29 protein-coding genes and 1 pseudogene are annotated in these 25378 nt (G+C 64.2%); 17 read left to right on the top strand and 13 right to left on the bottom strand.

All coding sequences use genetic code 11. The features are described from left to right. Nucleotides 1-3 precede the first annotated feature (3 nt). Nucleotides 4-1233 (bottom strand): hydantoinase/carbamoylase family amidase, encoded by a 1230-nt coding sequence (locus tag AC5QPF_RS12015; protein ID WP_494963414.1) that lies wholly within the window; start codon nt 1231-1233, stop codon nt 4-6. Between the two features lie 126 nt (nt 1234-1359). Here AC5QPF_RS12015 and AC5QPF_RS12010 point away from each other — a divergent pair, with 126 nt between their 5' ends. Next, a complete protein-coding gene (locus tag AC5QPF_RS12010) occupies nt 1360-1827 on the top strand; it encodes an Lrp/AsnC ligand binding domain-containing protein (protein WP_494963413.1) in 468 nt (155 codons plus the stop codon). Here AC5QPF_RS12010 and AC5QPF_RS12005 read toward each other — a convergent pair. After that, a complete protein-coding gene (locus tag AC5QPF_RS12005) occupies nt 1824-2567 on the bottom strand; it encodes a TSUP family transporter (protein ID WP_494963412.1) in 744 nt (247 codons plus the stop codon). The genes AC5QPF_RS12010 and AC5QPF_RS12005 overlap by 4 nt on opposite strands. 155 nt (nt 2568-2722) lie before the next feature. Between AC5QPF_RS12005 and AC5QPF_RS12000 the strand changes: the two genes are divergently transcribed. From AC5QPF_RS12000 to AC5QPF_RS11985, 4 genes are all read left to right on the top strand, one after another. Then, nucleotides 2723-3439 carry a glutamine amidotransferase-related protein gene (locus tag AC5QPF_RS12000; RefSeq protein WP_494963411.1) on the top strand — a complete coding sequence of 239 codons (717 nt, stop codon included), beginning with the start codon at nt 2723-2725 and terminating at the stop codon, nt 3437-3439. A 193-nt stretch (nt 3440-3632) separates the two neighbouring features. Further along, nucleotides 3633-4487, top strand: a complete 855-nt coding sequence (locus tag AC5QPF_RS11995) for a GyrI-like domain-containing protein (protein ID WP_494963410.1) — start codon at nt 3633-3635, stop codon at nt 4485-4487. A 70-nt stretch (nt 4488-4557) separates the two neighbouring features. After that, nucleotides 4558-5475, top strand: coding sequence for a polyphosphate kinase 2 (gene ppk2 / locus AC5QPF_RS11990; protein ID WP_494963409.1), 918 nt, complete (start codon nt 4558-4560; stop codon nt 5473-5475). A gap of 74 nt (nt 5476-5549) precedes the next feature. Next, nucleotides 5550-7163, top strand: a complete 1614-nt coding sequence (locus tag AC5QPF_RS11985; RefSeq protein ID WP_494963408.1) for an inorganic phosphate transporter — start codon at nt 5550-5552, stop codon at nt 7161-7163. 160 nt (nt 7164-7323) lie between these two features. Here AC5QPF_RS11985 and AC5QPF_RS11980 read toward each other — a convergent pair whose 3' ends face one another. Both AC5QPF_RS11980 and AC5QPF_RS11975 read right to left on the bottom strand, forming a co-directional pair. Next, a complete protein-coding gene (locus AC5QPF_RS11980; RefSeq protein ID WP_494963407.1) occupies nt 7324-8340 on the bottom strand; it encodes a CorA family divalent cation transporter in 1017 nt (338 codons plus the stop codon). Between the two features lie 21 nt (nt 8341-8361). Then, nucleotides 8362-9306, bottom strand: a complete 945-nt coding sequence (locus tag AC5QPF_RS11975) for a Ppx/GppA phosphatase family protein (RefSeq protein ID WP_494963406.1) — start codon at nt 9304-9306, stop codon at nt 8362-8364. Here AC5QPF_RS11975 and ctpM point away from each other — a divergent pair. The 3 genes and pseudogenes from ctpM to AC5QPF_RS11960 form a co-directional block, all read left to right on the top strand. Beyond that, a complete protein-coding gene (gene ctpM / locus AC5QPF_RS11970; protein WP_494963405.1) occupies nt 9242-11152 on the top strand; it encodes a methyl-accepting chemotaxis protein CtpM in 1911 nt (636 codons plus the stop codon). The two genes, AC5QPF_RS11975 and ctpM, sit on opposite strands and share 65 nt — an antisense overlap. A gap of 150 nt (nt 11153-11302) precedes the next feature. Beyond that, nucleotides 11303-11707, top strand: a complete 405-nt coding sequence (locus tag AC5QPF_RS11965; protein ID WP_494963404.1) for a hypothetical protein — start codon at nt 11303-11305, stop codon at nt 11705-11707. 279 nt (nt 11708-11986) lie between these two features. Beyond that, a pseudogene (locus AC5QPF_RS11960) lies at nt 11987-12142 on the top strand (con-10 family general stress protein); the annotation flags it as partial. Between the two features lie 28 nt (nt 12143-12170). Here AC5QPF_RS11960 and AC5QPF_RS11955 read toward each other — a convergent pair. Together AC5QPF_RS11955 and AC5QPF_RS11950 are read right to left on the bottom strand one after the other, a co-directional pair. Beyond that, nucleotides 12171-12641 (bottom strand): VOC family protein, encoded by a 471-nt coding sequence (locus AC5QPF_RS11955; RefSeq protein WP_494963403.1) that lies wholly within the window; start codon nt 12639-12641, stop codon nt 12171-12173. A gap of 45 nt (nt 12642-12686) precedes the next feature. Further along, a complete protein-coding gene (locus AC5QPF_RS11950; protein WP_494963402.1) occupies nt 12687-13562 on the bottom strand; it encodes an AEC family transporter in 876 nt (291 codons plus the stop codon). A 27-nt stretch (nt 13563-13589) separates the two neighbouring features. On the opposite strand from AC5QPF_RS11950, the gene AC5QPF_RS11945 reads away from it, so the two are divergent. Then, nucleotides 13590-14060, top strand: coding sequence for an MFS transporter (locus AC5QPF_RS11945; protein WP_494963401.1), 471 nt, complete (start codon nt 13590-13592; stop codon nt 14058-14060). A gap of 233 nt (nt 14061-14293) precedes the next feature. On the opposite strand, the gene AC5QPF_RS11940 is transcribed toward AC5QPF_RS11945, so the two are convergent. The 7 genes from AC5QPF_RS11940 to AC5QPF_RS11910 all read right to left on the bottom strand — a co-directional run bounded on the left by AC5QPF_RS11940 (nt 14294) and on the right by AC5QPF_RS11910 (nt 19466). Then, a complete protein-coding gene (locus AC5QPF_RS11940; protein ID WP_494963400.1) occupies nt 14294-14842 on the bottom strand; it encodes a TetR family transcriptional regulator in 549 nt (182 codons plus the stop codon). Nucleotides 14843-14976: 134 nt separating this feature from the next. After that, a complete protein-coding gene (gene hxsA / locus AC5QPF_RS11935; RefSeq protein ID WP_494963399.1) occupies nt 14977-15603 on the bottom strand; it encodes a His-Xaa-Ser repeat protein HxsA in 627 nt (208 codons plus the stop codon). Next, a complete protein-coding gene (gene hxsC / locus AC5QPF_RS11930) occupies nt 15600-16829 on the bottom strand; it encodes a His-Xaa-Ser system radical SAM maturase HxsC (RefSeq protein WP_494963398.1) in 1230 nt (409 codons plus the stop codon). The genes hxsA and hxsC overlap by 4 nt, the downstream gene beginning before the upstream one ends. A gap of 4 nt (nt 16830-16833) precedes the next feature. Next, a complete protein-coding gene (gene hxsB / locus AC5QPF_RS11925) occupies nt 16834-18321 on the bottom strand; it encodes a His-Xaa-Ser system radical SAM maturase HxsB (RefSeq protein ID WP_494963397.1) in 1488 nt (495 codons plus the stop codon). Further along, a complete protein-coding gene (gene hxsD / locus AC5QPF_RS11920) occupies nt 18318-18599 on the bottom strand; it encodes a His-Xaa-Ser system protein HxsD (RefSeq protein ID WP_494963396.1) in 282 nt (93 codons plus the stop codon). Before hxsD ends, hxsB begins: the two co-directional genes overlap by 4 nt. A gap of 123 nt (nt 18600-18722) precedes the next feature. Next, on the bottom strand, nt 18723-18962 hold the full coding sequence (locus AC5QPF_RS11915) for a hypothetical protein (RefSeq protein WP_494963395.1): 240 nt from the start codon (nt 18960-18962) through the stop codon (nt 18723-18725). Between the two features lie 78 nt (nt 18963-19040). Beyond that, the gene (locus AC5QPF_RS11910) at nt 19041-19466 is read right to left on the bottom strand and encodes a hypothetical protein (RefSeq protein ID WP_494963394.1); all 426 of its coding nucleotides are present in this window, start codon (nt 19464-19466) and stop codon (nt 19041-19043) included. A gap of 121 nt (nt 19467-19587) precedes the next feature. Here AC5QPF_RS11910 and AC5QPF_RS11905 point away from each other — a divergent pair, with 121 nt between their 5' ends. From AC5QPF_RS11905 to AC5QPF_RS11870, 8 genes are all read left to right on the top strand, one after another. Further along, nucleotides 19588-20283, top strand: a complete 696-nt coding sequence (locus AC5QPF_RS11905) for a methyltransferase domain-containing protein (RefSeq protein WP_494963393.1) — start codon at nt 19588-19590, stop codon at nt 20281-20283. A 172-nt stretch (nt 20284-20455) separates the two neighbouring features. Next, complete coding sequence (locus AC5QPF_RS11900; RefSeq protein ID WP_494963392.1) at nt 20456-21832, top strand: solute carrier family 23 protein; 1377 nt, start codon at nt 20456-20458, stop codon at nt 21830-21832. An 84-nt stretch (nt 21833-21916) separates the two neighbouring features. Further along, on the top strand, nt 21917-22309 hold the full coding sequence (gene tusD, locus AC5QPF_RS11895) for a sulfurtransferase complex subunit TusD (RefSeq protein WP_494963391.1): 393 nt from the start codon (nt 21917-21919) through the stop codon (nt 22307-22309). A gap of 1 nt (nt 22310) precedes the next feature. Then, complete coding sequence (gene tusC / locus AC5QPF_RS11890) at nt 22311-22670, top strand: sulfurtransferase complex subunit TusC (protein WP_494963390.1); 360 nt, start codon at nt 22311-22313, stop codon at nt 22668-22670. After that, nucleotides 22670-22960 carry a sulfurtransferase complex subunit TusB gene (gene tusB / locus AC5QPF_RS11885; protein WP_494963389.1) on the top strand — a complete coding sequence of 97 codons (291 nt, stop codon included), beginning with the start codon at nt 22670-22672 and terminating at the stop codon, nt 22958-22960. The genes tusC and tusB overlap by 1 nt, the downstream gene beginning before the upstream one ends. Then, nucleotides 22957-23292 carry a TusE/DsrC/DsvC family sulfur relay protein gene (locus AC5QPF_RS11880; RefSeq protein WP_494963388.1) on the top strand — a complete coding sequence of 112 codons (336 nt, stop codon included), beginning with the start codon at nt 22957-22959 and terminating at the stop codon, nt 23290-23292. Before tusB ends, AC5QPF_RS11880 begins: the two co-directional genes overlap by 4 nt. After that, a complete protein-coding gene (locus tag AC5QPF_RS11875; protein WP_494963387.1) occupies nt 23289-24284 on the top strand; it encodes a glycosyl transferase family protein in 996 nt (331 codons plus the stop codon). Before AC5QPF_RS11880 ends, AC5QPF_RS11875 begins: the two co-directional genes overlap by 4 nt. A 112-nt stretch (nt 24285-24396) precedes the next feature. Further along, nucleotides 24397-25365, top strand: coding sequence for a glutathione S-transferase C-terminal domain-containing protein (locus AC5QPF_RS11870; protein WP_494963386.1), 969 nt, complete (start codon nt 24397-24399; stop codon nt 25363-25365). The last annotated feature ends 13 nt before the right edge of the window (nt 25366-25378 follow it).

Below are 25378 nucleotides of genomic sequence, written 5' to 3'. Positions count from 1 at the left end.
AGGTCAGGCGAGTCGGCGGGTGACCACGTCCAGCAGGACCTGGGCGCCCATCACCAGCTGTGCATCGTCGGTGTGCTCGCGGGGGTTGTGGCTGATGCCGCCGTGGCTGGGCACGAAGATCATCGCCGCCGGGGCGATGCGCGCGATCATCTGCGCGTCGTGGCCGGCGCCGGAGGTCATGCGCCGGTGACTCAGGCCCAGGCGCGTGGCGCTGGTTTCTATCTGGCCGGCGAGGTCGCGGTCGAAGTTGACCGGCTCGAAGCGCACCAGGCGCTCGCTGGTGATCTTCACGCCCTCTTCCGCGGCGAGGCGCTCCAGGGTGCCGGCGAAACGCTGTTCGGCCTGTTGCAGACGGGTTTCGTCCGGGTCGCGCAGGTCGACGGTGAACACCGCCTTGCGCGGGATCACGTTGATCACGTTGGGTTCGAAGGCGATGCAGCCGGTGGTGGCCAGGGTGCTGCCAGCGTCGCGGGCGATGGCGCGGGCCTCGGCCACGGCAGCGCAGGCCACGTAGCCGGCGTCGTGGCGCAGGCGGGTCGGGGTGGTGCCGGCGTGATTGGCATTGCCCTGCACCGTTACCTGCTGCCAGGAAATGCCCTGGAGGTTTTCCACCACGCCGATCTGGATGCCCTCCGCTTCGAGGATCGGGCCCTGCTCGATATGCAGTTCCAGGTATTCATGGGGCACGATGGCGCCGGGCTCCAGGTCGCCGGCGTAGCCGATGCGCGCCAGTTCGTCGCCCAGGCGGGTGCCGTCGGTACCGATCGTGTCCAGCGCCTGGTCCACCGCCAGGCCGCCGGCGTAGACCAGCGAGCCCATCATGTCCGGCTGGTAGCGCACACCCTCTTCGTTGGTGAAGGCCGCGACGGTGATCGGCCGTGCCGGCAGTACACCGGCGGCACGATACGCACGGGCCACCGCCAGGCCGGCGAGCACGCCGTAGCAGCCGTCGAGGGCGCCGGCGTTGGTCACGGTGTCGATATGCGACCCCATCATCAAGGGCGCCAGGTCAGTACCGGCAGCCGCAGGCAGGGTGCCGAAGATATTGCCGATGCGGTCGATACGCACCTCCAGCGCCAGTTCCTTCATCCAGGCCACCACCTGGTCGCGACCAGCCTTTTCCGCATCGGTCAGGGCGATACGGGTACGACCACCCTGCACCGGGTCGGCGCCCAGTTCGCCGAGGATGCGGATCTGCTCCAGTAGCAGCGCGCCGTCGAGCTGAAGGTTCATCAAGGTACTCCGTGGCTGTTCATCGATGGGTAAATGCTATTTCAATGCCCTGCACTTATTTCTTGATTTTTGCCCGGGAAATGAAATTTTATTCCGCATCCACGACCTTTCCGGAAATCCACCGTCATGAGCCTCGATACCTTCGACCTCGCCCTGCTCGACGCCGTGCAGCAGGACGCCACCACCTCGCAGCAGGAACTGGGCGAACGGGTCAGCCTGTCCCCCGCCGCGGTCAACCGCCGCCTGAAGAAGCTCAATGCCGATGGCGTGGTACGCAAGACCGTGGCCCTGGTGGACCCGCCGGCGCTCGGCTACAGCCTGACGGTGATCACCGAAGTGGAGGTGGAGAACGAACGCCTCGACCTGCTCGATGCGATGAAGCGCACCTTCCTCGCCTGCCCGCAGGTGCAGCAGTGCTACTACGTGGCCGGCGAATGCGACTTCGTGCTGATCATGGCGGTGCGCAATATGGAGCAGTACACGGAGCTGACCCGGACGCTGTTCTTCGAAAGCAACAACGTCAAGCGCTTCAAGACCCTGGTGTCGATGAGCAATGTGAAGGTGGGCCTGAATGTGCCGGTGGATGTGCGTTAGAAGAAGTGCGGCAGCGACTGCCCGACCAGCAGCAGGCCAGCCAGGGCCAGCAGGCCGAGGACAATGCGGCGGAACGCCAGGTCGCTGACATGCCGGTACAGGCGCACTCCCAGCAGGGTCGGCAGCAAGACGCTGGCGATCACCAGCGGGAACAGGCCCAACGCCTCGGCGGTGATGGTGCCGGAAGCGAGATAGACGATCATGGTCAGCAACTGCATGGCCAGGTTGAAGCCCTGGATCACCGAGCGCTGGGTGTCGCGATCCCAGCCCTTGAGCACCGACCATAGCGCGGTCGCCGGCCCGGTCAGGCCACCCAGTCCCCCCATGACCCCGCCGAGCACGCCGACCGCCGCGTCGGCACCGCTACCGCCAGCACGAATGCGCGGCAAGTTGGCGGAAAACAGCATCAGCGGGCACCAGATCATCAGCACGATACCCACCAGCAGACGGAACAGCAGCGGGTCGATCTGGTACAGCAACAACACGCCCAGCGGTACCCCGAGCAGGCCACCGATGACCATCGGCAACAGGTGCTCGCGCTTCAACCCGCGCCGCAGCGTGCGGGCAGCCAGCACCTGCCCCACCAGCGAGCCACAGACCACCAGCGGCCCGGTCAGCGCCGGCGGCAGCGCCCAGGCCCAGATGGCCATGGCCACCAGGCCGAAGTTGGAGCCGGACAGGCCCTGGATGAAGCCGGCCAGTGCGGCGCCGAGGAGGATGATCAGCCAGAGGGAGTCCATGCTTGCCGTTTCAGGTAGAGGGGGCAGCAGCATAGGGGGTCGGCGCGGGGCGATAAAGATCCAATGCCAGGGGATGCGATGGGGCCATCTTGCAAATGACACTCTGTGTCATTAATATCCACCAAGTGTCATCCCTCCCCTCTACGGAATCCGCCATGAACGTCCATTTCATCGTCCACGAATCCTTCGAAGCCCCTGGCGCCTATGAAACCTGGGTGCAATCCCGGGGCTACCGCGCCAGCTACTCGCGGGTCTACCTGAACGAAGCGCTGCCGGACAACGCCACGGAGCTGGACCTGCTGGTGGTGCTCGGCGGTCCGCAATCGCCGGCAACCACGGTGGAAGAATGCCCGCACTTCGATGCCCGGGCGGAACAGAGCCTGATTGCCCAGGCCATCGAGGCCGGGCGCGCGGTGGTTGGTATCTGCCTGGGCTCGCAATTGATCGGCGAGTCCCTGGGAGCCCGCTTCGAGCACAGTCCGGAAAAGGAGATCGGCAAGTTCCCCATCGCGCTGACGGCACAGGGCCGGGCCAACGACAAAGTCGCCCATTTCGGCGATGTCCTGGAAGTGGGCCATTGGCATAACGACATGCCCGGCCTGACCACGGACGCCCAGGTGCTGGCCTACAGCGAAGGCTGTCCGCGGCAGATCGTCGAATACGGTCCGCTGGTGTATGGCTTCCAGTGCCATATGGAGTTCACGCCGCAGGTGGTGGAACTGCTGATCGCCGCTTCGGAGGCGGAGCTGGCGACGCTGACCGATCGGCGGTTCGTGCAACAGCCGGAAGTGTTGCGAGGGCATGATTTCGAGGAGATGAATCAGAAGCTGTTCGGGTTCCTAGACCGGCTGGTGGAGGCGTATCGGGGCTGAGAGGTGCTCGCCTTGAGCCTTGTAGCGCCCTTGAGATCCAGCGCCGCGCGGGCGGCGCTCGATCTCAAGGGCGCCAAAAGGCTCAAGGCATGCACCTGACAACCCTCAACCCAGCAACTCCGGCTAGGCTTCGCCATCAGCACTCCCTCATCCTCTGCTCCATCGCACAACCACACCCGCCGGTACCCCGCAGATGCCCAGCCCCTACGCCACCCGCTTCGCCACCGTCCTCGCCTACATCGACGCCAACCTCGAAGGCGACCTGTCGGTAAAGACCCTGAGCCAACTGGCGAACTTCTCGGCGTACCACTTCCACCGCCAGTTCAGCGCCTACGTCGGCGTGCCGGTTGCCCGCTACGTGCAACTGATGCGCCTGCGCCGGGCGGCGCGGCGGCTGGCAGGCCAGGCCGACTGTTCGGTGCTGGAGGCGGCGCTGGAGGCCGGTTTCGAAAGCCCGGAGGCCTTCAGCCGGGCCTTTCGCCGGGACTTCGGCACCAGCCCCAGCGCCTTCCGCCAGCGGCCGGAATGGCAGGTGTGGAATGCGGTATTCGCCATCCCCCACTTCTCAAGGAGCATCAGCATGCAAGTGAAGATCGTCGAGTTCGCCACCGTGCGCGTCGCCGCCCTGCAACACCTCGGCCCGCCCGGCCTGGTCCAGGACACCGTGCGCCGCTTCATCGACTGGCGCCAGCTCAGCGGCCAGTCGCCGGTAGCCAGCAGCCGCACCTTCGGCATCCCCTTCAACAACCCGGATACCACCCCACCGGAAGAATTCCGCTTCGCCGTGTGCGGCGAGATCGAGGAAGATGTAAAGCCCAACGACGCGGGCGTCGGCGAACTGCGCATCGCCGGTGGTCGCTACGCGGTGGTACGCCATCACGGCTCGCCAGACACTATCGGCGAGACCATCTACCCGGTGTACCGCGACTGGCTGCCCTCCAGCGGCGAGGAACTGCGCGACGACCCGTTGTTCTTCCACTACCTGAGCGTGTTTCCGCAAACGCCACTGGAGCAATGGCAGACCGATATCTACGTACCCCTGCAGTGAGCCGCCGCTGTCACCTGCCTGCCACGCAGGCGCCCTAACATCGGCGGCACAACCGTGAACGAGGCACATCATGTTGCTGACCGATGACTCCCTGATCCAGCGCATCTACCACGAGCTGGTCGACCATAGCGACGAAGAACTCGAACTGGAGCTGGCCGAAGACGCCGAGCACCTCGACGAGCTATTCGACGAGAACCTCCCCGACAGCCCGGAAAAAGCGGCACGCCGCCGCTATTTCCGGGAGCTGTTCCGGCTCCAGGGCGAGTTGGTGAAGCTGCAGAGCTGGGTGGTCAAGAGCGGCCAGAAGATCGTGATCATCTTCGAAGGCCGCGATGCCGCCGGCAAGGGCGGCGTGATCAAGCGCATCACTCAGCGCCTCAACCCGCGGGTGTGCCGGGTCGCCGCGCTGCCGGCACCCAACGACCGCGAACAGACCCAGTGGTACTTCCAGCGCTACGTGCCGCACCTGCCGGCAGCGGGCGAGATCGTCCTGTTCGACCGCAGCTGGTACAACCGCGCCGGGGTCGAGCGGGTCATGGGCTTCTGCAACGACGAGCAGTACGAGGAATTCTTCCGCAGCGTGCCGGAGTTCGAGCGCATGCTGGTGCGCTCCGGGATCAAGGTGATCAAGTACTGGTTCTCGATTTCCGACCAGGAACAGAACCTGCGCTTCCTCAGCCGCATCCACGACCCGCTCAAGCAATGGAAACTCAGCCCCATGGACCTGGAGTCCCGCCGGCGCTGGGAGGCCTACACCAAGGCCAAGGAAATCATGCTGGAGCGCACCCATATCGACGAGGCGCGCTGGTGGGTGGTGCAGGCCGACGACAAGAAGAAGGCCCGCCTCAACTGCATCAGCCACCTGCTCAGCCAGGTGCCCTACGAGGAAGTGGAAGCCCCCAGCGTGTCCCTGCCGCAACGGGAGCGAAAGGGCGACTACAGCCGCACGCCAACACCGAACGAGCTGATCGTGCCGGAGATCTACTGATCGCAAGGTGTGACACAGCTTGTAACATCTGCTTCCGATAATCACCGGTGTCACACACTCACCGGTATCGGAACATGGACTCCAGCACCCTCGCCTCGCCTGCTTCGACCGCCGAGGGCCATCGCCCTCGGCTCAACCACAAACCCGGGGTGGTCGCCTCGGCCATCTTCGTCGTCATCCTCCTGGCCGGCATCGGCTTCTCCACTTACAGCCTGGTGCAGGACGTCGGCGACATGAACGCCGTCATCACCACCTGGACGCCCTTCCTCCTGCTGGGCATCGCCCTGTTGATCGCCCTCGGCTTCGAATTCGTCAACGGCTTCCACGACACCGCCAATGCGGTGGCCACGGTGATCTACACCAACGCCCTGCCCGCGCACTTCGCAGTGATCTGGTCGGGCTTCTTCAACTTCCTCGGCGTGCTGCTGTCCAGCGGTGCGGTGGCCTTCGGCATCATCGCCCTGCTGCCGGTGGAATTGATCCTCCAGGTCGGCTCCTCGGCCGGTTTTGCAATGATCTTCGCCCTGCTCATCGCCGCCATCATCTGGAACCTCGGCACCTGGTGGCTGGGCCTGCCCGCCTCGTCCTCGCATACCCTGATCGGCTCGATCATCGGCGTCGGCGTGGCCAACGCCCTGATGCACGGGCGTGATGGTACTTCCGGGGTGGACTGGGCCCAGGCGACCAAGGTCGGCTACTCGCTGCTGCTGTCGCCGCTGGTCGGTTTCGTCTGCGCCGCCCTCCTGCTGCTGGCCCTGCGCCTGTTCGTGAAGAACCGCGAGCTGTACAAGGCACCGAAAGGCGACACGCCACCGCCATGGTGGATCCGTGGCCTGCTGATCATGACCTGCACCGGCGTGTCCTTCGCCCACGGTTCCAACGACGGCCAGAAAGGCATGGGCCTGATCATGCTGATCCTGATCGGCACCCTGCCGATGGCCTACGCCCTCAACCGCACCATGCCGGAAGGCCAGGCCACCCAGTTCGCTGCGGTCGCCGAGGTGACCCAGCAGGCCCTGCAACGCAGCGCCCCGCTGGCCGCCCCGGCCGAGCCGCGTCCGGTGCTGGAGACCTACGTGCGGACCAAGCAGGCGACGCCGGAACTGGTGCCTGCGCTGGCGGTGCTGTCCGGGCAGATCGGTGCGCAGGTCAAGGGCTACGGTTCGCTGGCCAAGGTGCCGGCGGAAGCCATGGCCAACGTGCGTAACGACATGTACCTGGCCTCGGAAGCGATCCGCCTGATGGACAAGGACAAGGTCGGCAACTTCGATGCCGATACCACGGCCAAGGTCCAGGCGTTCAAGAAGCAGATCGACGACGCCACCCGCTTCATCCCGCTGTGGGTCAAGGTGGCCGTGGCCATCGCGCTGGGCCTGGGCACCATGGTCGGCTGGAAGCGCATCGTCGTCACCGTCGGCGAGCGTATCGGCAAGACCCACCTCACCTACGCCCAGGGCGCCTCGGCCGAGACCGTGGCGATGCTGACCATCGGTGCGGCGGACATGTATGGCTTGCCGGTGTCGACCACCCATGTGCTGTCGTCCGGCGTGGCCGGGACCATGACCGCCAACGGCACCGGCCTGCAATGGGCCACGGTGCGCAACCTGCTGATGGCCTGGGTGCTGACCCTGCCGGCGGCTATCTTGTTGTCGGGTTCGCTGTACTGGATCCTGAGCAAGCTGTTCTGAGTGTTGCAGGGGCCGGGGTCTGGATGACCCTGGCCCTTGTGTTGTTCTTCAGGCCCTCATCTCAGGCTGTCGCCAGTTCCCACAGGTTTCGCGGTGCACGTGGTCCTTGTGGGAGCTGGCGACAGCCTGCGATGAGGCCTGAAAGAGCGACAGAAGACTGTCAGTAATCCCCACGCTTGCGAAACGCCCAGCGCCCCGCCAGTGCCGTGAACGTCGCCACCAGCACCACCAGCACCCAGAACCCGTGCGGGTCATCCGAAAGCGGCACCCCGCCGACGTTCATCCCGAAGAAACCGGCAATGATGTTGATCGGCAGCGCCAGCACCGTGACCACGGTCAGGGTGAACAGGGTGCGGTTGTTCTCTTCGGTGAGCTTGGCGGCAATCTCTTCCTGCAACAGCTTGATCCGCTCCACCAGCGCCGTGAGGTCATTGATGATCACCGAGAACTCCTCGGTGGCCGCCCGCAGTTGGCGGATGTCCTGTTCTTGCAGCCATTCCGGCGGGCGGTTGAGCAGGCGCAGCAAGGACCCTGGCTCCAGCGCCAGTAGACGCTGCAGGCGCACCAGCACGCGGCGCATGGCGCTGAGGTCGGCGCGGTTGACGGAAAGGCGCTGGGACAGCAACTGGTCTTCGATGCGGTCCACGTTCATGGTGGTCTCCCGGACGATCTGGGTCAGCACGTCGCCCTGGTCGCCCAGCAGGTGCACCAGCAGCTCGATGGTCGAGCTGAAACGTTCGCCACGCTTCACCGAGGAACGCAGCCGATCCACCGAGTGCAACGGCTGCAGGCGCGTGCTCACCAGCAGGCGACGGCGCACGCAGGCCCACAGGGTGGAGACGTCGGACGAGACCAGGCCGAAATTGAACACCACGTCGTTGATCACCGCGAGCAAGGCGTCGTCGGCGTGTTCGATGCGAGTCGAGCGCGAGCCTTCGCGCAGGGTTTCGAAGAAGGTTTCAGGCAAATCCAGGCTGCCCTTCATCCAGCGCTCGCAGGCGGCGTGGGCGAGGTTCATGTGCAGCCAGAGGAATTCTTCGGGATCGCGGGGATCGAGCAACAGCGCCCGCGCTTCGGTGGAGTCGATTTCGCGCCCCGGCTGGCCGGGGCGGAAGACGAAGCCGTAGAGCAGGCCGTTGAGATCCGCGTCCTGATGATGGCCCTGGGTCGTGATCATGCGGGCTCTCAAGGGGTTGGATCAGTGGCGGGAACCGGTGTCCATCAGGCTGTGCAGCAGGCCGAAGCGCAGGCCGGGTTCGGACGGGGTCATGTCCTCGATGCCGAACACCTTGAACGCCGCCAGCATGATCGCAAGGCCGCCGGGCAGCATGCCCTGGCGATGCTCCTGCAGGCCGCCGAGCTTGAGGCGCTTGACCTGGCCGGCGTCCAGCAGGGCCAGGGACAGGCGCAGCAGGCCGGCATAGGTGATGCCGTCGCGTCCGCCTTCATTCAGTCCGTTGGCCTTGAGCACCCGGGACAGCATCCGCGCGGTGCCGGACGATCCGATCGCCGCGTGCCAGCCGTGTTCGCGGATGTAGCCGTCGACCTGGGAGAATTCCAGGGTGGCGTGCTGCTCCGCCTGTTGCAGGGCGCGACTCTCGACGCGGCCATCGGGGAAGTAGCGCTTGCCGAAGGTGCCGCTGCCGATCGTCAGGCTTTCGGTGAAGATAGGTTGCTTGCCGCGCCCGACGATCAGCTCGGTGGAGCCACCGCCGATGTCCACCACCAGTCGGGTGGTCTTGTCGCAGGGCATGGTGTGGGCGATGCCGGAGAACACCAGTTCGGCTTCTTCCTGACCGGAAATCACGCTGATGGGAAAACCCAGGCGCGCCTCGGCGCCTTCGAGGAACACCGCCGCGTTGCGCGCCTGGCGCACAGCACTGGTGGCGACGGCGCGTACCTGACCTTCGCGAAAGCCACTGAGGTGCTTGCCGAAACGCTCCAGGGCCTGCCAGCCGCGCTCCAGGGCCAGCTTGTCCAGGGCGTCGCCACGCAGGCCTTCGGCCAGGCGCACCGGCTCGCGCAGGCTTTTCACCTTGCGGATCACCGGGCGACGGTTGCACAGGATGGGTTGACCGATGGTCATGCGAAACGCGTTGGAGCCGAGATCGACCGCTGCAAACAGGGGGGCGCTGCCTTTCATGCGAGAGTTCCTGGGGCCCGGGGGACCAATGGCCGGATGTTACCTCTCATTTCATGACACTTCGGTGACGGCGGTCCGCGCCCGGCTGCGCCTTCAGCTTTTGCGCCTCAGGCCGATGAACCGGTTAATCCCCCTCGCCTTGTGCCGTGCCACTGAGGATTTGCCCATGCAGCTGACTCTAAAAACAAAACTGCTGTTGCTCGCCGTACTCCCCGTCCTGCTCTTCGCCCTGGTCATCAGCGGCGCCGCCGACCGCATCCTGCGCAGCCTCGCCGACAACGAGATCGCCGAAACCCGCCAGCGCCTGCTCGATGAGAGCCGGCAGAACCTGGAAAACTCGATGCAGATCGCCATCGGCGCGGTCCAGAGCCTTTACGACGCCTCGGCCAATGGCGACCAGACCAGCCGCGACCAGGCCATCGCCCTGCTGTCCAGAATCAAGTACGGCAAGGACGGCTACTTCTTCGCCCACGATTCCAGCGTGGTCCGCCTGTTCCGCGGCGACAGCCCGGTGGACGTAGGCAAGAACCTCAGCGACCGCAAGGACGTCAATGGCGTCTATATCAACCGGGAACTGGTGCGGGTGGCCAAGGACGGTAGCCACTACGTCAACTACAGCTCGCCGCTGCCCGGCAACGAAAGCGTGCAGGTGCCCAAGCTGGCCTACAGCTTCTACCTGCCGAAATGGGACATGGCGGTCGGCACCGCGGTGAACCTGGACAACATCGAGCTGCGCATCACCGAGCTGCGCGGCGAGATCGACCAGCGCATCGACTCGATCCTCACCAGCATCGTCGCCATCGCCGCCGTGCTGCTGGTGATCCTCGGCATTGCCGGGTTGATGCTCAGCAACACCCTGCTCAAGCCGCTCAAGGCGATGAAGGATAACCTCGACGCGATTGCCGACGGCGATGGCGACCTGACTCACCGCCTGCGGGCCGGAAACGATGAGCTGGGCCAACTGGCCGGCTCGTTCAACCGCTTCGTCGAGAAGATCCAGGGCCTGGTGCGCCAGGTGGTCGAAGTCAGCGGCGAGCTGTCGACCCTGGTCGAGGCCGTGGAAAGCCAGAGCCGCCGTTCGGAGCAGGCGATGGAAGCCCAGCGCCACGAAACCACCCAGGTCGCCACGGCGATCAACCAGATGTCCGCCGCCGCCCTGGAAGTGGCCCACAGCGCGCAGAACGCCGCCCAGGCCGCCCAGGAAACCGACAGCCAGGGCCAGCAGGCGCGGCAGGTGGTGGACGGCAGCATCAAGCGCATCCACGCACTGGTGGAGAATATCCGCGGTAGCGGCACCTCGCTGGACAGCCTGCAACAGGACGTGCAGTCAATCGTCGGCGTGCTCGGGGTGATCCGCTCGATTGCCGAACAGACCAACCTCCTCGCCCTCAACGCCGCCATCGAAGCGGCACGGGCCGGCGAGGCCGGACGCGGCTTCGCGGTGGTCGCCGACGAGGTGCGCAGCCTGGCCAGCCGGACCCAGCAGAGCACCCAGGAAATCCAGGGCATGATCGACCGCCTGACCGCCGGTACCCACTCGGCGGTGGAGTCGATGCGGCATTCCTGCGAGACCGGTGACAGCACCCGTGACCAGGCCAGTGAAGCCGGGGTGTCGCTGGATGCCATGGCGGGGTTGATCGGCACCATCAGCTCGATGAACGCGCAGATCGCCAGTGCGGCGGAGGAACAGACCGCGGTGGCCGAGGAGATCAACCGCAGCGTGCACCAGATCGCCCAGTCGGTGGACAGCGTGGCCGAGCAGACCCGCCAGGGGACGCAGACGGCGCGCAGCCTGTCGGCGCTGGAGGGGCAGTTGCGGGCGCTGGTGAAGCAGTTCCGGATCTAGGTGGCCTTTCGGGCCCTATCGCTGGCAAGCCAGCGATAGGGCCCGAAAGAACGACATCGGCATCCTTTGGTACCGGTGACCTTGACTCACCACCCCGCCCCACCAATCCTTGCCCGCACAACAAGAAAAAACGGGACAAGGAGTTCCACCATGCTCGGCCATTACGCGCAATACAGCCGCGAATACATCACCACCCTGATGATCCTCACCACCCTGTTCTTCGCGCTGCCGATCTTCATCGCTCCGCTACGCTGGGCCCGGCTGATGGGCTGGACGATCCCCGAACACGAGCACCTGGCGATCTACTTCGGTCGCTGTCTCGGCGCCTTCATCCTGGTGGTGGAAGCCACCATGCTGCGTTCGGCCACCACCGGCACCAGCTTCAACTACGCCTTCGACGTGCTGTTCCTGGTCTTCGCGCTGATGTTCGTGGTGCACGTCTACGGTGCGATCAGGAAGATCCAGCCGCTCAGCGAAACACTGGAGATTGGCTTCTGGATGATCCTGTTCGTGCTCAACGTGCTGTTCTATCCGACGACGACAATCACTCTTTGACAGGACCCGGCCCGCCCTGCGGGGCCTTGCCGGGCCCCGGGGGCCAGTTGAGGATCCAGGACTCCTCAGTCGCTTCCAGCCATCGGGCCGTTGGCTCGCAAGCCATTGGCCGCCCGGCCTTTAGGGCAATTCGTCGGCCTTCGGCAAATCCCGTTGAGCGCCGGTCTACCGGACCACGTCGTACTTGAACACAGGGTGCCCTGTGCGACTTGAACGTGAAATCACAGTGAGGTGAAGCTCATGGCCAACAATCAAGGCAAGCCAGTCAACACCAATCCGGGCAACTTCGCCAATGACCGCCAGAAGGCGTCGGAAGCCGGGCGCAAAGGGGGCCAGGCCTCCGGTGGCAACTTCGCCAACGACCGTCAGCGCGCCTCGGAAGCCGGTCGCGTCGGCGGGCAGAAAAGCCATGGCGGGGGTCGTAAGAGTCAGTAGATAAAAGGGCCGCTTTGCGGCCCTTCGCTTACTGCAGATCAGAGACGGAAAACGCGCTGCGAATGAAATGCTCCAGCTCGTCGGCCTGGAGGATCTCGATGGAGAAATGCCCGAAGCGCTTGGGCAGCCAGATGATCCGCACGCCGCTGGGCGAATCCAGTTGCTCGCGCAGCAGCGGCTTGCCGTTCTCGTCCTCGGGCTGCTCGCCCTTGGCGACCAGTTCGTCGTAGGCCACGAGGATATCCGGGGTGGTGTAGCACTGACGGTAGATGGTGCCCTCGCCGCAGCGCAACAGCAGGTCGTGAAGGTTGCCGGCCAGGGGCTGGACCAGGATGAAGCGCTCGCTGCCGAACAGGACCACCGCATAGCGCACGTGCAGGCTGTCGCGCTGCCAGGTGAACGGCCGCGACACCCGCGCCGAGAACACCCGGGCGTAATGGGTGCAGGCGGCTTCGAGGTCGTTGACCAACACATCCACGTGGCTGAATTTCAGGTCCATGACGGGTTTCCAGAAGACCGGGACAAGGCGCTCAGCGTAACTGTGCTACATCCATCCGGCCAGCACGATCGGCAGCCAGGCAAAGGACAGCACCGTAGAACACATCACCACATTGGCCACCTGCTCCGGCGAGCGATTGGCGCGCACTGCCAGCAAGTAGTTGAACACCGCCACCGGCATCGCCGATTGCATCACCAGCACAGCCCGCGGCAGCGTATCCATGTCCAGCAGCACGCCGATGCCCCAGCCAATGCCGGCGCCAAGAACAATGCGCAGCGCGCCGATCAGCATGCCACTGCCGACATGCTGCAGGCGGATGCTGGCCAGGGACACGCCGAGGGTCAGCAGCATCAGCGGGATCACCATGCCGCCCACCAGGTCCACGGTGTTGGCCAGCCACAGCGGCAGGTGCAGGTCGAAGAAGATCATCGGCAAGGCCAGCGCCAGGCTGATGACAATGGGGTTCCTGAGCAGCGAGCGGAAGGTGGTGGCGCCACCGGAAATGGCGATGCCGAGGGTGAACTGGAAGCTGGACAGGGTCAGGAAGAACGCCACCGCCAGCGCCAGGCCCTGGTCGCCGAAGGCATACAGCGCCACCGGCAGGCCCATGTTGCCGGTATTGGGGAACATGAACGCCGGCATCAGCACGCGCCAGTGCTGGCGAAAAGCGCGGCTCACCGCGTAGCCGATCGCCGCCATTGCCAGCATGCACAGCACGCAGGCCAGGGCCATGCTGGTGAACGCCTGCGGGTCAAGACGGGTACGGTGCAGTGTCGACAGCACCAGGCACGGCGTGCCGATGGTCATCACCAGACTGGCGATGAACTCGGTCGGATAGGCATGGCCCTTGCGCGCCCAGATGAAACCGATGCCAGCAACGATGAAGACCGGGGCCAGGACGGCGAACAGCGAAGCCAGCATGGGGCGTGATCCTTGCGCAAAACGGCCATGCTAGAAGCCCGCCGCCCCTTGGCGCAAGGCTTCGAAGCGATTGAACCGGGCACTTGTGCGGGTAAGGACGCGGCGAACGACTGGCTACCGCTATTGATGATCGACGGGCATGGTTTTGCCCACACCACCGGGACGCTCATCTATGTCGCCTTCACCCTTGGCATGAGCATCGGGCGCTTTACCGGCGGGCGGGTGATCGAGCGCCTGGGGCGCGCCGCGACCTTGCGGGGCAGCGCCCTGCTCGGGGCACTGAGCCTGGTGGTGCTCTGCGATGTGCAGTGGATCGCTGCGGCGGCGGTGGTCCTGTGGGGACTGGGCGCGTCGCTGGGCTTCCCCCTGGCGATACCCGCCGCCGGGGAAAGCGGCGAGCACGGCGATCAGCGCGTGCGGGTGGCGGCCACGGCGGGGTATCTGGCATTCCTGGTGGGCCGCCGTTGCTGGGGTTCATTGGCGAGCATTTCGGCTTGAGGCTGGCGATGCTGCCGGTGCTGGGGCTGGTGGCGCTGGCGTTCGTGCTGGCGTCGGCGTTGCAGGATGGCGGGAAGGCTGCGGGGCCTGCGCATTCCTTGTAGGCCTTCTGGCTGCTCTTGAGGGCCTCATTGCGGGCAACGCCCGCACCCACATTGACCGCATGCACTGCAGAACCCTGTGGGAGCGGGCGTTGCCCGCGATGAGGCCCTCGAAATCAACGAAGACCCTGTTCAGGACACCGCCCGAATCAACCCCAGGATCTCTTCCCGCCCCACCGGCACCTTGCCCAGCGCATTGTGGATGGTGAACCCCTCGATCAGCGCATCGATGGCCCGCGCCTCCCGTTCATCGAAATGGAGCTGCAGGGCCTGGCGCGACAAGGCCATCCAGTCGTCCATGATGTGCATGTGCTCGGGAAAGCGCGAAACGAAGGAATACAGCTCGAAAATCAGCAGCATCTGCCCCGACGCCTTCCACAGGTCGCCGCAGATCAGGTCCGCCACCACTTCCCGTGCCCGATCCTTGTCAGCCGCCTCCCTCAGCTTGCTGAAGTACACCGCCGCGATTTCCTCGGACATGCGCACGAACGCCGCCGCGACGATCTCGTTGATGCTACCGAAGTGGTAAGTGAGAGTCCCCGGCGACAACCCGGTACACGCGGCGATGCGCCGGTAGGTGGCACCGCTCACGCCGTCCTCGACGATCACCGCCAGCGCCGCGGCGATGATCACCTGCTTGATCTCGGAACCCAGGGAATCCTCTTTGCGCGGTCTGCCCATGCCTGTCTCGTTATCCCGGAGTAATGGCCGGCGAGGATAACAGCAGATTCCTACGTCAAGAAGGCAAGATTCATACAGTCGCCGGCACGCGCCTTGCGGTCGCGACACCGGTCGCCTCATTACCTGCAAAGGCGTCAGGGAATACGGATAGCCAATGCATTCAAGGTCGGCGTATCCATTTTCCCGTGCACAGACAAGCCGTTGTCACTCTGGAATGCCATCAAGGCACCCCGGGTGACCTTGCCCATGACGCCATCGATAGCCCCCTGGTAATACTTGCGCACAGTGAGTGCAGTTTGCACACGGATGACCAAGTTGCTTTTCTGCTCTTCCGTAGGCCGCGTACGGGAGGCCGCCGCGTTGCTTCCAACACTGGAGCCAGAAGGCTGATACAACGAGCTCCCCGTGGATGATCCACTGGAACCACTGCTTGTGCCTGAGCTTGGGGCACTGTAACTACGAGTACTGGTGACGGGCGGGCTGTAATAGCGAGGTGCGCTGTAGCCACCACCGGAGCCGCTGTAGTGGGAACTGTGAGAGCTATGCGAACGGTGTGAACTGTGCGAGCGATGCGCTGCATACATGTTCACGACATTGGGAGCATTTAGGGTATCGGCGAATACCGGCAACTTGTTCTTGTCGGTCAACTCCCAGTTCGCATCAGCCAGCGCACCTTGGCTGGCCTCGGCGAACGGTGAACCGGCGACAGGCAGCAGGGTCAGGCCGCCGATCAGAAGTTTCCAGCGCTCAAGCATTTTCACAACGCACTCCTTGCGTAGGCATCGAATGCCTCCGTCGTCAGTTTTTGGATTCCACGGCTTTGCCAGCGCGTGGTGTGGGATTTGAAGAAACCGGAACAGTGCTCGATGGCTGCGCATTGTTGGCAGGCATCGATAAACAGGTTCTTCCAGTCGGAAATACTCTGCCGGGCAAAGCGCGAGAGTTGCGGCGGCACCAGGCACAGGGGCAAGTTATAGATGGAGACCTGCATGCCTCGATTGTGCAGGAAGAAAATGGCCTGGACGAGTGACTCCTGATAGTCCAGCGGATCGATCCATAGTTCTTCATGGTGCTTGCGCGCCAGGCCGGTGCTTTCGATTCCCATCAGCGCGATGTGACGAACGAATGGCAGGTTTCGAAAGATGTAGTGGGCCAGTTCCGGCAAACGCGGTGTCGTCTGTTTGCTGAGCACGACACGAATCTCGACGATCTGGTTGGCCCTCGCCAAATTGTACAGCCCTTGCAATGTCTCGCTGAATGCGCCATGAGCCTGGACCACGTAGTCATGATCGCGTGCGTTGTCGGCATACAACGGAATTCCCCAACTGAGCTGGGGATGATCGATGGAGATCAAGGCCTCGATCCAGCTTGGGTCGCGGAAAAGCCGACCGTTACTCAGGACATGTACCGACTTGCGGGTCAGTACCGACTTGCATTTGGCGAGTATCTCGAGCAAGCCATCGCGATACAGCGTTGGTTCTCCGCCGCTGATGCCGAGGTTTTCCTCTACCGGATCCATCAGGTCGATAAGGCGCAGGTTCTCTTCGATATGCCAACGGTCATCGACGTCCTGAGGTGGCTGGGAGCACATCAGGCACAAGCTGTTGCAGCGATCGGTCATGAACAGCAGGTTGCTGTCGGAGCCTCGTCGATACAGCACGCGCACCATCGAGTTGCCGGGAGTCAGCGCAATGACGTCTCCAGGACGCACGACGTCGGCATCCCGTGGCGAGTGCAACTGCAGCCTGCCTGTATCTATCTGATCGGTCACCGCTTCAGGAATCAGGAAGCCCGCAACAGGCAGCGAGAGCAAATAGGGATTACCCTGGATCTCCACCGCAGGTGCCCACAGCAGTAAATCCCCAAAATCAGCATTTCCGGCGCAGATGGCAGCGCCTTGCTCGATGAACTCATCGAGGGTGACGACCTTCAGCAGGCGCGGTTCAGAGAGGTGGCGGATTTCAAAGTGGGTATCTTTTCGCAGCATCTGATTACCCTCTGAAGCCCGCAACCCGAACTTCCGGGTACGCCCGCCGGTTGAGCCAGGACAGCAGAACGCGCTGAACACTTTCGTCGCCATCGCGCAGCAAGCCGAACAGATAGCGGAGGATCCCCATGTTCTTCTCGCAGAAACTACTGAACGCACGGTGCCCGATCGGGTCGCCCTGGCGGGCGAAGTGCTCTACCGGATCCGCTCCGCAATAAGGAACGAATGCACAGTCCGAACACCCGGGCAGGCTTTCGGCAACGCCACTTGCCAGCAACAGGCTCATGACCGGCGAGCTCAATAGTTCAGACAGTGGCTGATGCACGCTCCCCAGGCACAGTCCATCCTCCCCCATCTCCAGCAACATCCGTGCTTCGTCGGACGGATACACATGGCCGTCATAGTTGTAGACCAGCGCTGCCGTGCCGGCCCCCGTTGGCGAGCGGAGGTCGACATAGCCGGAGGAGAATGGCGTCAGGACATTTTTCAGGAGAAGCCCCGTGTAGCTCTCGGACAGGTACACACCCTGGCGGTTTATCTCCAACAGGTAATCCAGGGCTTCGCGATAGAACGCCAGGTAGCTGGCCATCGGGTAGTCCAGACGCCGTGCACTCTTGGAAGCGAACCCATAAGGACTCAAGGGCCTCAGCGAAATGCTGGTGAATCCTTGCTTGATGTATTCATCGATGATCGCCCGCGGTTGCTCGAGGCTTCTGGCCGTCAAGGTGGTGAGCGCGGAAACCGCATCCTGTCCCAGAACCTCACGAACACGTCGAACCCCATCCAGTGTCCGCTCATAAGAATCGCGGGAGGGCGTCGGGCGGTTGGCATTGTGCAAGGCGGCCGGCCCATCGAGCGATGTCGAGAACTGAATGCGGTACTGCCTGGCAAACTGGAGAATCTCGTCGGTCAGATGATGCAGCGTCGTGGTGATCACGAACTGGATATCCCGCTGCTCAAACACATTTCGTTCGGACACGTGCTCGACGATCTGACGGACACGCTCGAATGCCAGGAGCGGTTCGCCACCCTGAAACTCCACGGTAAGTACCGGCGAGTTCGACTCGAACATCCGTTCAACGGCAGCGCGGGCGTCGCCCTCGGAAAGATCATGCCCCGATCCACCGAGAGGCGCGCGCGACACCTGGCAGTACTGGCACGTGTGGTTACATCGCAGAGTCACTACGAACAGATGCAGCGCGGGCCCTTGGAACAGAAAGTCCTTGCGACTGCGATACTGCGCGGCCATTTCCGGCAACGGATCATGGCCGGTCGGCTCGTAGAGGAAATGACGAGCGAGAAGATCCCTGTAAAGCGACGTATCCTGACTCAACTGCTTCTGACTCAACACCTGCAGTTGCGCGTCGGTCACCATCAGGTACTCGCCGGTTTCCGAAGTGAGCAGCACGTCCCGATCATCAGCCGGGCTCATGCGCATGAAGCGGAATGGCAGCAGACGATAACCACCGGCGTCGGAAGCGATCAGCGTCATTGGGTCAATCCGCAGCCGGCCAATGCGGCTCGCGCCAATGTCTCGCGCAAACCGGCTGTTTCGCGGTTGATTTGATCGCGCAAGGCAAAGTCATTGAGATGCTGGAGAAGCAGGGCCCGCACCTGATCAGCCGAATGGCTGCAGAAGTTGGGACCTGGCATCACCGAGAGGACGACGTGACCAGACTCGAGATCAATCTCCACAGCCAGTGCATCGGCCACAATGTAGGCCGTTCGCTGCGCAACACTCAGCGGGTAGGCCGTCTCGCTGAGACGCATGATTACGGGCCACATCATCGGAATCGATCCCTGAATCCTTACAAGAAGCGCGGATTCTGCCGAGACCAGAGGCAAATTGCCACCAACGATTGAGGTGCTGGATCCAATTTCTGCCCAGCGGCTTTATGGATCCGACCGCTCGACCACCTCGATCCCGCTCAACCCCACCCGCTCGGCTTGCTCCATGACCTGCGCCGGCGTCGCGTCGGCGGCAGGCATCACCAGGCTGTTCTCGCCATCGCCGAAATGCAGGATCAGCAGGTGCATCGCCGCTTCATGGGGCGGCAGTTCGACCTGCTTGAGTTCGAAGGTGCGGGATTCGGGCTTGCCGTGGAACAGGTAGTCGACGGTGTAGTGAGGCATGGACGCCTCCGGGCAAATGAAAGGGCAACTGAATGAGCTGACTTACTAGTCAGTTTTTAGTTCAGTTGCCTGCCCGCCCTAGCCCAACCGATCCCACACCTGCATCAACCCAAACAGATGCACCAGCCCATAGCCTGCGCAGATCATCGAACTGACAGCGACGAACCGGCGTGTGTGTCCGGTATTACGCAATATCAGTGGCCCGCCGAAACCGCGCAGCAGATAGACCAGGGTGATGGCGCACAGCGCCGGGCGCAGCAAAGGCAACGGGCCGATCAGACCAGCGCCGGACAGTGCGTAGGCGGCCCATATCACCAGGACCAGAGCGATCGCCAGGGTGATGAGCGTGGGAAAACGCTTGCCCTTCTGCGCAGCACGGACCATCCGCTCTCCCGCGCCCATCAGGCGGTAACCGGCAGGTCCCACGGCGATGCACCAGAGATGCATGACGGCAGCGAGCAGGCTGAGCGCTGCACCGAGCAGCAACGCGAGGTTGTAGTCCATTGACGGTTGTCCTCATCCTTGAAAGCCCCGGAGCATACCCGTCCACGTGAGGGCTTGACAGCTCTGCGACAATTGAAGGAATCGCGGCACTCTCTCCCTCGAAGAATGGAAGGTTTTTCCCATGCGCAACGAAGAACTCAAGGCCCTGTTCGACCAGCAGGCCGCCGGCTACGACCAGCAATGGGCGGGCATGGCGCCGATCCGCGACAACCTGCATTTCCTCGTGGGGTCGCTGTTCAGCGGTTTGCCGGCGGATGCGCGGATTCTCTGCGTCGGTGTCGGGACCGGGGTGGAGATTGGCTATCTTGCCGAGCGGTTCCCGGGTTGGCGGTTCACCGCCGTCGATCCTTCGGGGGCGATGCTGGAGGTGTGTCGGGAGCGTGCGCGCCAAGGCGGATTTCTTGAGCGCTGCGACTTTCATGAGGGGTATCTGGAAACGCTGGACAGTGCCCGCAAGCATGACGCTGCCACCTGCTTCCTGGTCTCGCAGTTCTTCCTCGATCCACAGGTGCGCAGCGGGTTCTTTGGCGAAATCGCGGCGCGCCTGAAACCAGGTGGCGTGCTGGCCAGTGCCGACCTGGCGGCGGATACCGCATCGCCGGCCTATGAAGTGCTGTTGCATGCCTGGATGGCCCTGATGTCCTCCTCCGGGGTGCAGCCGGAAATGCTGGAACGCGCCCGCGCGGCCTATGCCCGGGACGTGGCGATCCTGCCGGCGGCGCGGGTGGGGCGGATCATCGAGGCGGCGGGGTTCGAGAGTTCGGTGGTGTTCTTCCAGGCGGGGTTGATGCAGGGGTGGGTGAGCCGGATGCCTTGAAGGTCGTGGGGTGTTGCTGATGGCCTCATCGCGGGCAACGCCCGCTCCCACAGGGTTGGGCGGTGTACACGGACGTGGGAGCGGGCATTGCTCGCGATGGGCCATCGACACACTACCGAAATCCCTGTCTGCACCGTAGAATGCGCCTCCATTTTTTCAGGGCACTCCGTCCATGAGCTCACTCGAACAAGGGCCGGCCCCCGCGCAGGCCAATGAACTGGTCCTCGGCCTGGAAGACCGGCCGCGCCTGGTGATCGGCCTGCTGGCCGCGCTGCAGCACCTGCTGGCGATCATCGTGCCGATCGTCACCCCGGGCCTGCTGATCTGCCAGGCCCTCGGCGTCTCGGCCCACGACACCAACCTGATCGTGTCCATGTCGCTGGTAATCTCCGGCATCGCCACCTTCGTCCAGTGCCGGCGCTTCGGGCCATTCGGCGCCGGGCTGCTGATCGTCCAGGGCACCAGCTTCAACTTCGTCGGCCCGCTGATCGCCGGCGGCGCACTGATGGTCAAGCAAGGCACGCCGGTCGAAGCGGTGATGGCGGCGATCTTCGGCGTGGTCATCGCCGGTTCGTTCGTGGAGATGGGCATCTCGCGCATCCTGCCCTTCGTCAAGCGCCTGATCACCCCGCTGGTCACCGGCATCGTCGTGCTGATGATCGGCCTGACCCTGATCAAGGTCGGCCTGATCAGCATGGGCGGCGGTTTCGCTGCCATGGGCAACGGCACCTTCGCCAACGGCGAGAACCTGCTGCTGTCCGGCGTAGTGCTGGCGATCATCGTGGTGCTCAACCGCATCCCGCTGGTGTGGATGCGCAGCTGCGCCATCGTCATCGCCCTGGCCGTGGGCTATGCCCTGGCCGGCTACCTGGGCCGACTGGACTTCACCGGCATGCACGAAGCCGCGCTGTTCCAGGTGCCGGTGCCGCTGCACTTCGGCCTCGGCTTCTCCTGGGCGCTGTTCATCCCGATGCTGGTGATCTACCTGGTCACCTCGCTGGAAGCCATCGGTGACGTCACCGCCACCAGCAAGGTCTCACGCCAGCCGGTGGAAGGCCCGCTGTGGATGCAACGAATCAAGGGCGGCGTACTGGTCAACGGCGCCAACTCGCTGCTGGCCGGGGTGTTCAACACCTTCCCCAGCTCGATCTTCGCGCAGAACAACGGCGTGATTCAGCTGACCGGCATCGCCAGCCGCCATATCGGTATCTGGATCGCCCTGATGCTGGTGCTGCTCGGCCTGTTCCCGGCGGTGGCCGGGGTGATCCAGGCGGTGCCGGAGCCGGTGCTGGGTGGCGCGGCGATGGTCATGTTCGGCGCCGTAGCGGCCTCGGGCATCAACATCCTCGCCAGCGTCAGCCTGGACCGTCGTGCCCTGCTGATCATCGCCGTGTCCCTGGCCCTGGGCCTGGGCGTGGCCCAGGTGCCGGAGTTCCTCGCGCACATGCCGGCGGCACTGCGCAACGTGCTGGAGTCCGGCGTCGCCACCGGCGGCATCTGCGCCCTGGTGCTGAACTGGTTCCTGCCTGAGAGCAAGCACGAGGCCTGATCCCTCGCCCGCTTCAGACAAGCCCGCAGCCTGCTGCGGGCTTTTTGCTTTAGAATGCCGGGTGTTTTTCCCACAGGACTTACCATGAAGTTCGCCATCGCGGTTTTCTCCCCCGGCCACGCGCCCTCCTCCCGTCGCGCCCTGCTGTTCGCCCAGGCGGCCCTGGCCGGCGGCCATGAGATCGCCCGCCTGTTCTTCTACCAGGACGGCGTGCACAGCGCCTCGGCCAACGTGGTCACGCCGCAGGACGAGAACGATGTCCCCGCGCAGTGGCGCACCTTCATCAGCGATCACCAACTGGACGCCGTGGTGTGCATCGCCGCCGCCCTGCGCCGCGGTGTGCTGAACGAAGAAGAAGCCAGCCGCTACCAGCGCCCGGCGGTGAACCTGCCGGCGCCGTGGGAACTGTCGGGCCTGGGCCAGTTGCATGAGGCCGCGCAGGTCGCCGACCGCCTGGTCTGCTTCGGAGGAGATTGAAATGGCCAAGTCCCTGCTGATCATCAGCCGCCAGGCGCCGTGGAGCGGCCCGTCCGCCCGCGAGGCGCTGGATATCGCCCTGGCCGGCGGCGCCTTCGACCTGCCCCTGGGCATGCTCTTCCTCGATGACGGCGTGTTCCAGCTCGCCGCCCACCAGCAGCCGGCGCTGCTGCAACAGAAGAACCTCGCGGCCAACCTCCAGGCCCTGCCGATGTTCGGTGTCGACGAGCTGTTCGTCGCCGCCAGCAGCCTCCGGGAACGCGGCCTCGCCGCCGAAGGCCTGGGCCTGCCGGTGGAGGTGCTGGATGACGCCGGCCTCGCGGCCTTGATCGACCGATTCGACCAGGTGGTAACCCTCTGATGAGCACCCTGCACGTCATTTCCCATTCGCCGTTCGGCGACGACCGTCTCGCCAGTTGCCTGCGTCTGCTTGGTCCCGAGGACGGCCTGCTGCTCTGCGGCGACGCGGTCTACGCGCTGAACCCCGGCACCGCCACCATCGCTGGCCTGACCACCCTGGGCCCGCGCCTGTTCGCGCTGGAAGAAGACCTGCTGGCCCGCGCCATCACCGACAGCCCGGCGAGCGCCGTGGACTATCCGGGCTTCGTCGCCCTGTCCCTGGACTACGACAAGGTCAACAGCTGGCTATGAGCACCCTCACCGTCAACGGCCAGGACATCGCCCTCGACAAGGACGGCTACCTGGTGGAGCTGGACGACTGGTCGGCGGACGTCGCCCGGGTCCTGGCCGAACGCGAGTCCATCGAGCTGAGTGCCGATCACTGGGAAGTGCTGGAGCTGCTGCGCCAGTTCTACGCTGAGTACCAACTGTCGCCAGCGACCCGTCCGCTGATCAAGTACACCGCGCTCAAGCTGGGCCCGGAAAAAGGCAACAGCCCGCACCTCAACCGCCTGTTCAACGGCACTCCCGCCAAACTCGCTGCCAAGCTGGCGGGCCTGCCCAAGCCGACCAACTGCATATGACCCAGCCACTCCCGCTCGTTACCGAAACCCCGGCCGAACATCCCTTCGCCGAATTCGTACGCATCCTCGGCAAGGGCAAGCGCGGCGCCCGCGGCCTGACTCGCGAGGAAGCCCGCAACGCCATGGGCATGCTCCTCGACGGCAAGGTCGAGGACACCCAGCTCGGCGCCTTCCTGATGCTGCTGCGGCACAAGGAAGAAAGCCCGGACGAACTGGCCGGCTTCACCGAAGCCCTGCGCGCCCGCCTGGACGCCCCGGCGGTTGCCGTGGACATCGACTGGCCGAGCTACGCCGGGAAGAAGCGCCACCTGCCCTGGTACCTGCTGGCCGCGCGCTGCCTGGCGAAAAATGGCGTGCGCATCCTCATGCATGGCGGCGGCGCGCATACCGCCGGGCGCCTGTACACCGAGCAGGTGCTGGAACTGGTGGGCATCCCGCTGTGCCGCGACTGGACGCAAGTCGAGCAGGCGCTGAACAACGGCAATATCGCCTTCATTCCCCTGATGGACTGGGCGCCGCGCCTGCAACGCATGATCGATCTGCGCAATACCCTCGGCCTGCGCTCGCCGATCCATTCCCTGGCCCGGGTGCTCAACCCCTTGGGCGCCCATTGCGGCCTGCAGAGCATCTTCCACCCCGGCTACCAGGCGGTGCACCGCGAAGCCAGCCGACTGCTCGGCGATCGCGCCATCGTGGTCAAGGGCGACGGCGGCGAGATCGAGATCAACCCGGACGCCACCAGCCACCTCTACGGCACCGCCGACGGCGCGGACTGGGACGAGGAATGGCCGCAGATGTCCGCCCAGCGCCATGTGAAACCGGCCAGCCTGGAGCCGGAGCACTTGATGGCGGTCTGGCGCGGCGAGGCCAGCGACAGCTATGGCGAGATGGCGGTGGTGGCGACCATGGCCCTGGCCCTGCGTGGCCTCGGTCATTCGCAGCAGGACGCCTTCGCCAAGGCCCGTGAATACTGGGCCGCGCGACTGGCCTGAGGAAACCATCGAATCCATCGATCAAACAGGCGCGATCTTTGCGCTATTCGTTCGAACTTGAGTCCGTACACTGGCCTCAAATCTTCAAACGAATCTGCCAAGGAGTCTCCCCGTGGGCCTGTTGATCGATGGACGCTGGCATGACCAGTGGTACAAAAGCAGCAAGGACGGCGCCTTCGAGCGCGAAAGCGCGCAGCGCAACAATCCCCTGCCCGCCGCCGAGGCCGGGCGCTATCACCTGTATGTGTCGCTGGCCTGTCCGTGGGCACACCGCACCCTCATCTATCGCAAGCTCAAGGGCCTGGAAAGCCTGATCGACGTGTCCGTGGTCAGCTGGCTGATGGGCGAGCATGGCTGGACCTTCGACCAGAGCCAGGGCTCCACCGGCGACACGCTCGACGGCATCGACTTCCTGCACCAGCGCTACACTCATGACGACCCGCACTACACCGGCCGCGTCACCGTGCCAGTACTGTGGGACAAGCAGGAGCAGCGCATCGTCAACAACGAGTCGTCGCAGATCATCCGCATCTTCAACAGCGATTTCGATGACCTGACCGGCAATCGCCTGGACCTTTACCCGGAGCCGCTGCGAGTGAAGATCGATGCGTTGAACGAGCGCATCTATCCGGCCGTGAACAATGGCGTATACCGCGCTGGTTTCGCGACCTCGCAAGGGGCTTATGAAGAGGCGTTCGATGCACTGTTCAGCGAGCTGGATACCCTGGAACAGCTACTGGATGGGCAACGGTATCTGGCGGGTGAATACCTGACCGAGGCGGATATCCGTCTGTTCACCACCATCGTGCGCTTCGATGCGGTGTACTACGGGCACTTCAAGTGCAACCTGCGGCGCATCAGCGACTACCCGAACCTGTCCAACTGGCTGCGCGAGCTGTACCAGTGGCCGGGGGTGGCGGAGACGGTGAACATGGAGCATATCCAGCACCACTACTACATGAGCCACAAGACCATCAACCCGAACGGGATCGTGCCGAAAGGGCCGCTGCAGGACTTCGGGCAGGCGCATGATCGGGAACGGCTGGACGGGAAAGGGATCTGGAAGAAAAGCGGAATCTGAGGATCACCGAGAC

Source organism: Pseudomonas sp. Con_6 (assembly GCF_059379395.1).
Note: the sequence above shows the minus strand (reverse complement) of the source record. Positions and strands in the feature narration are given on the sequence as shown.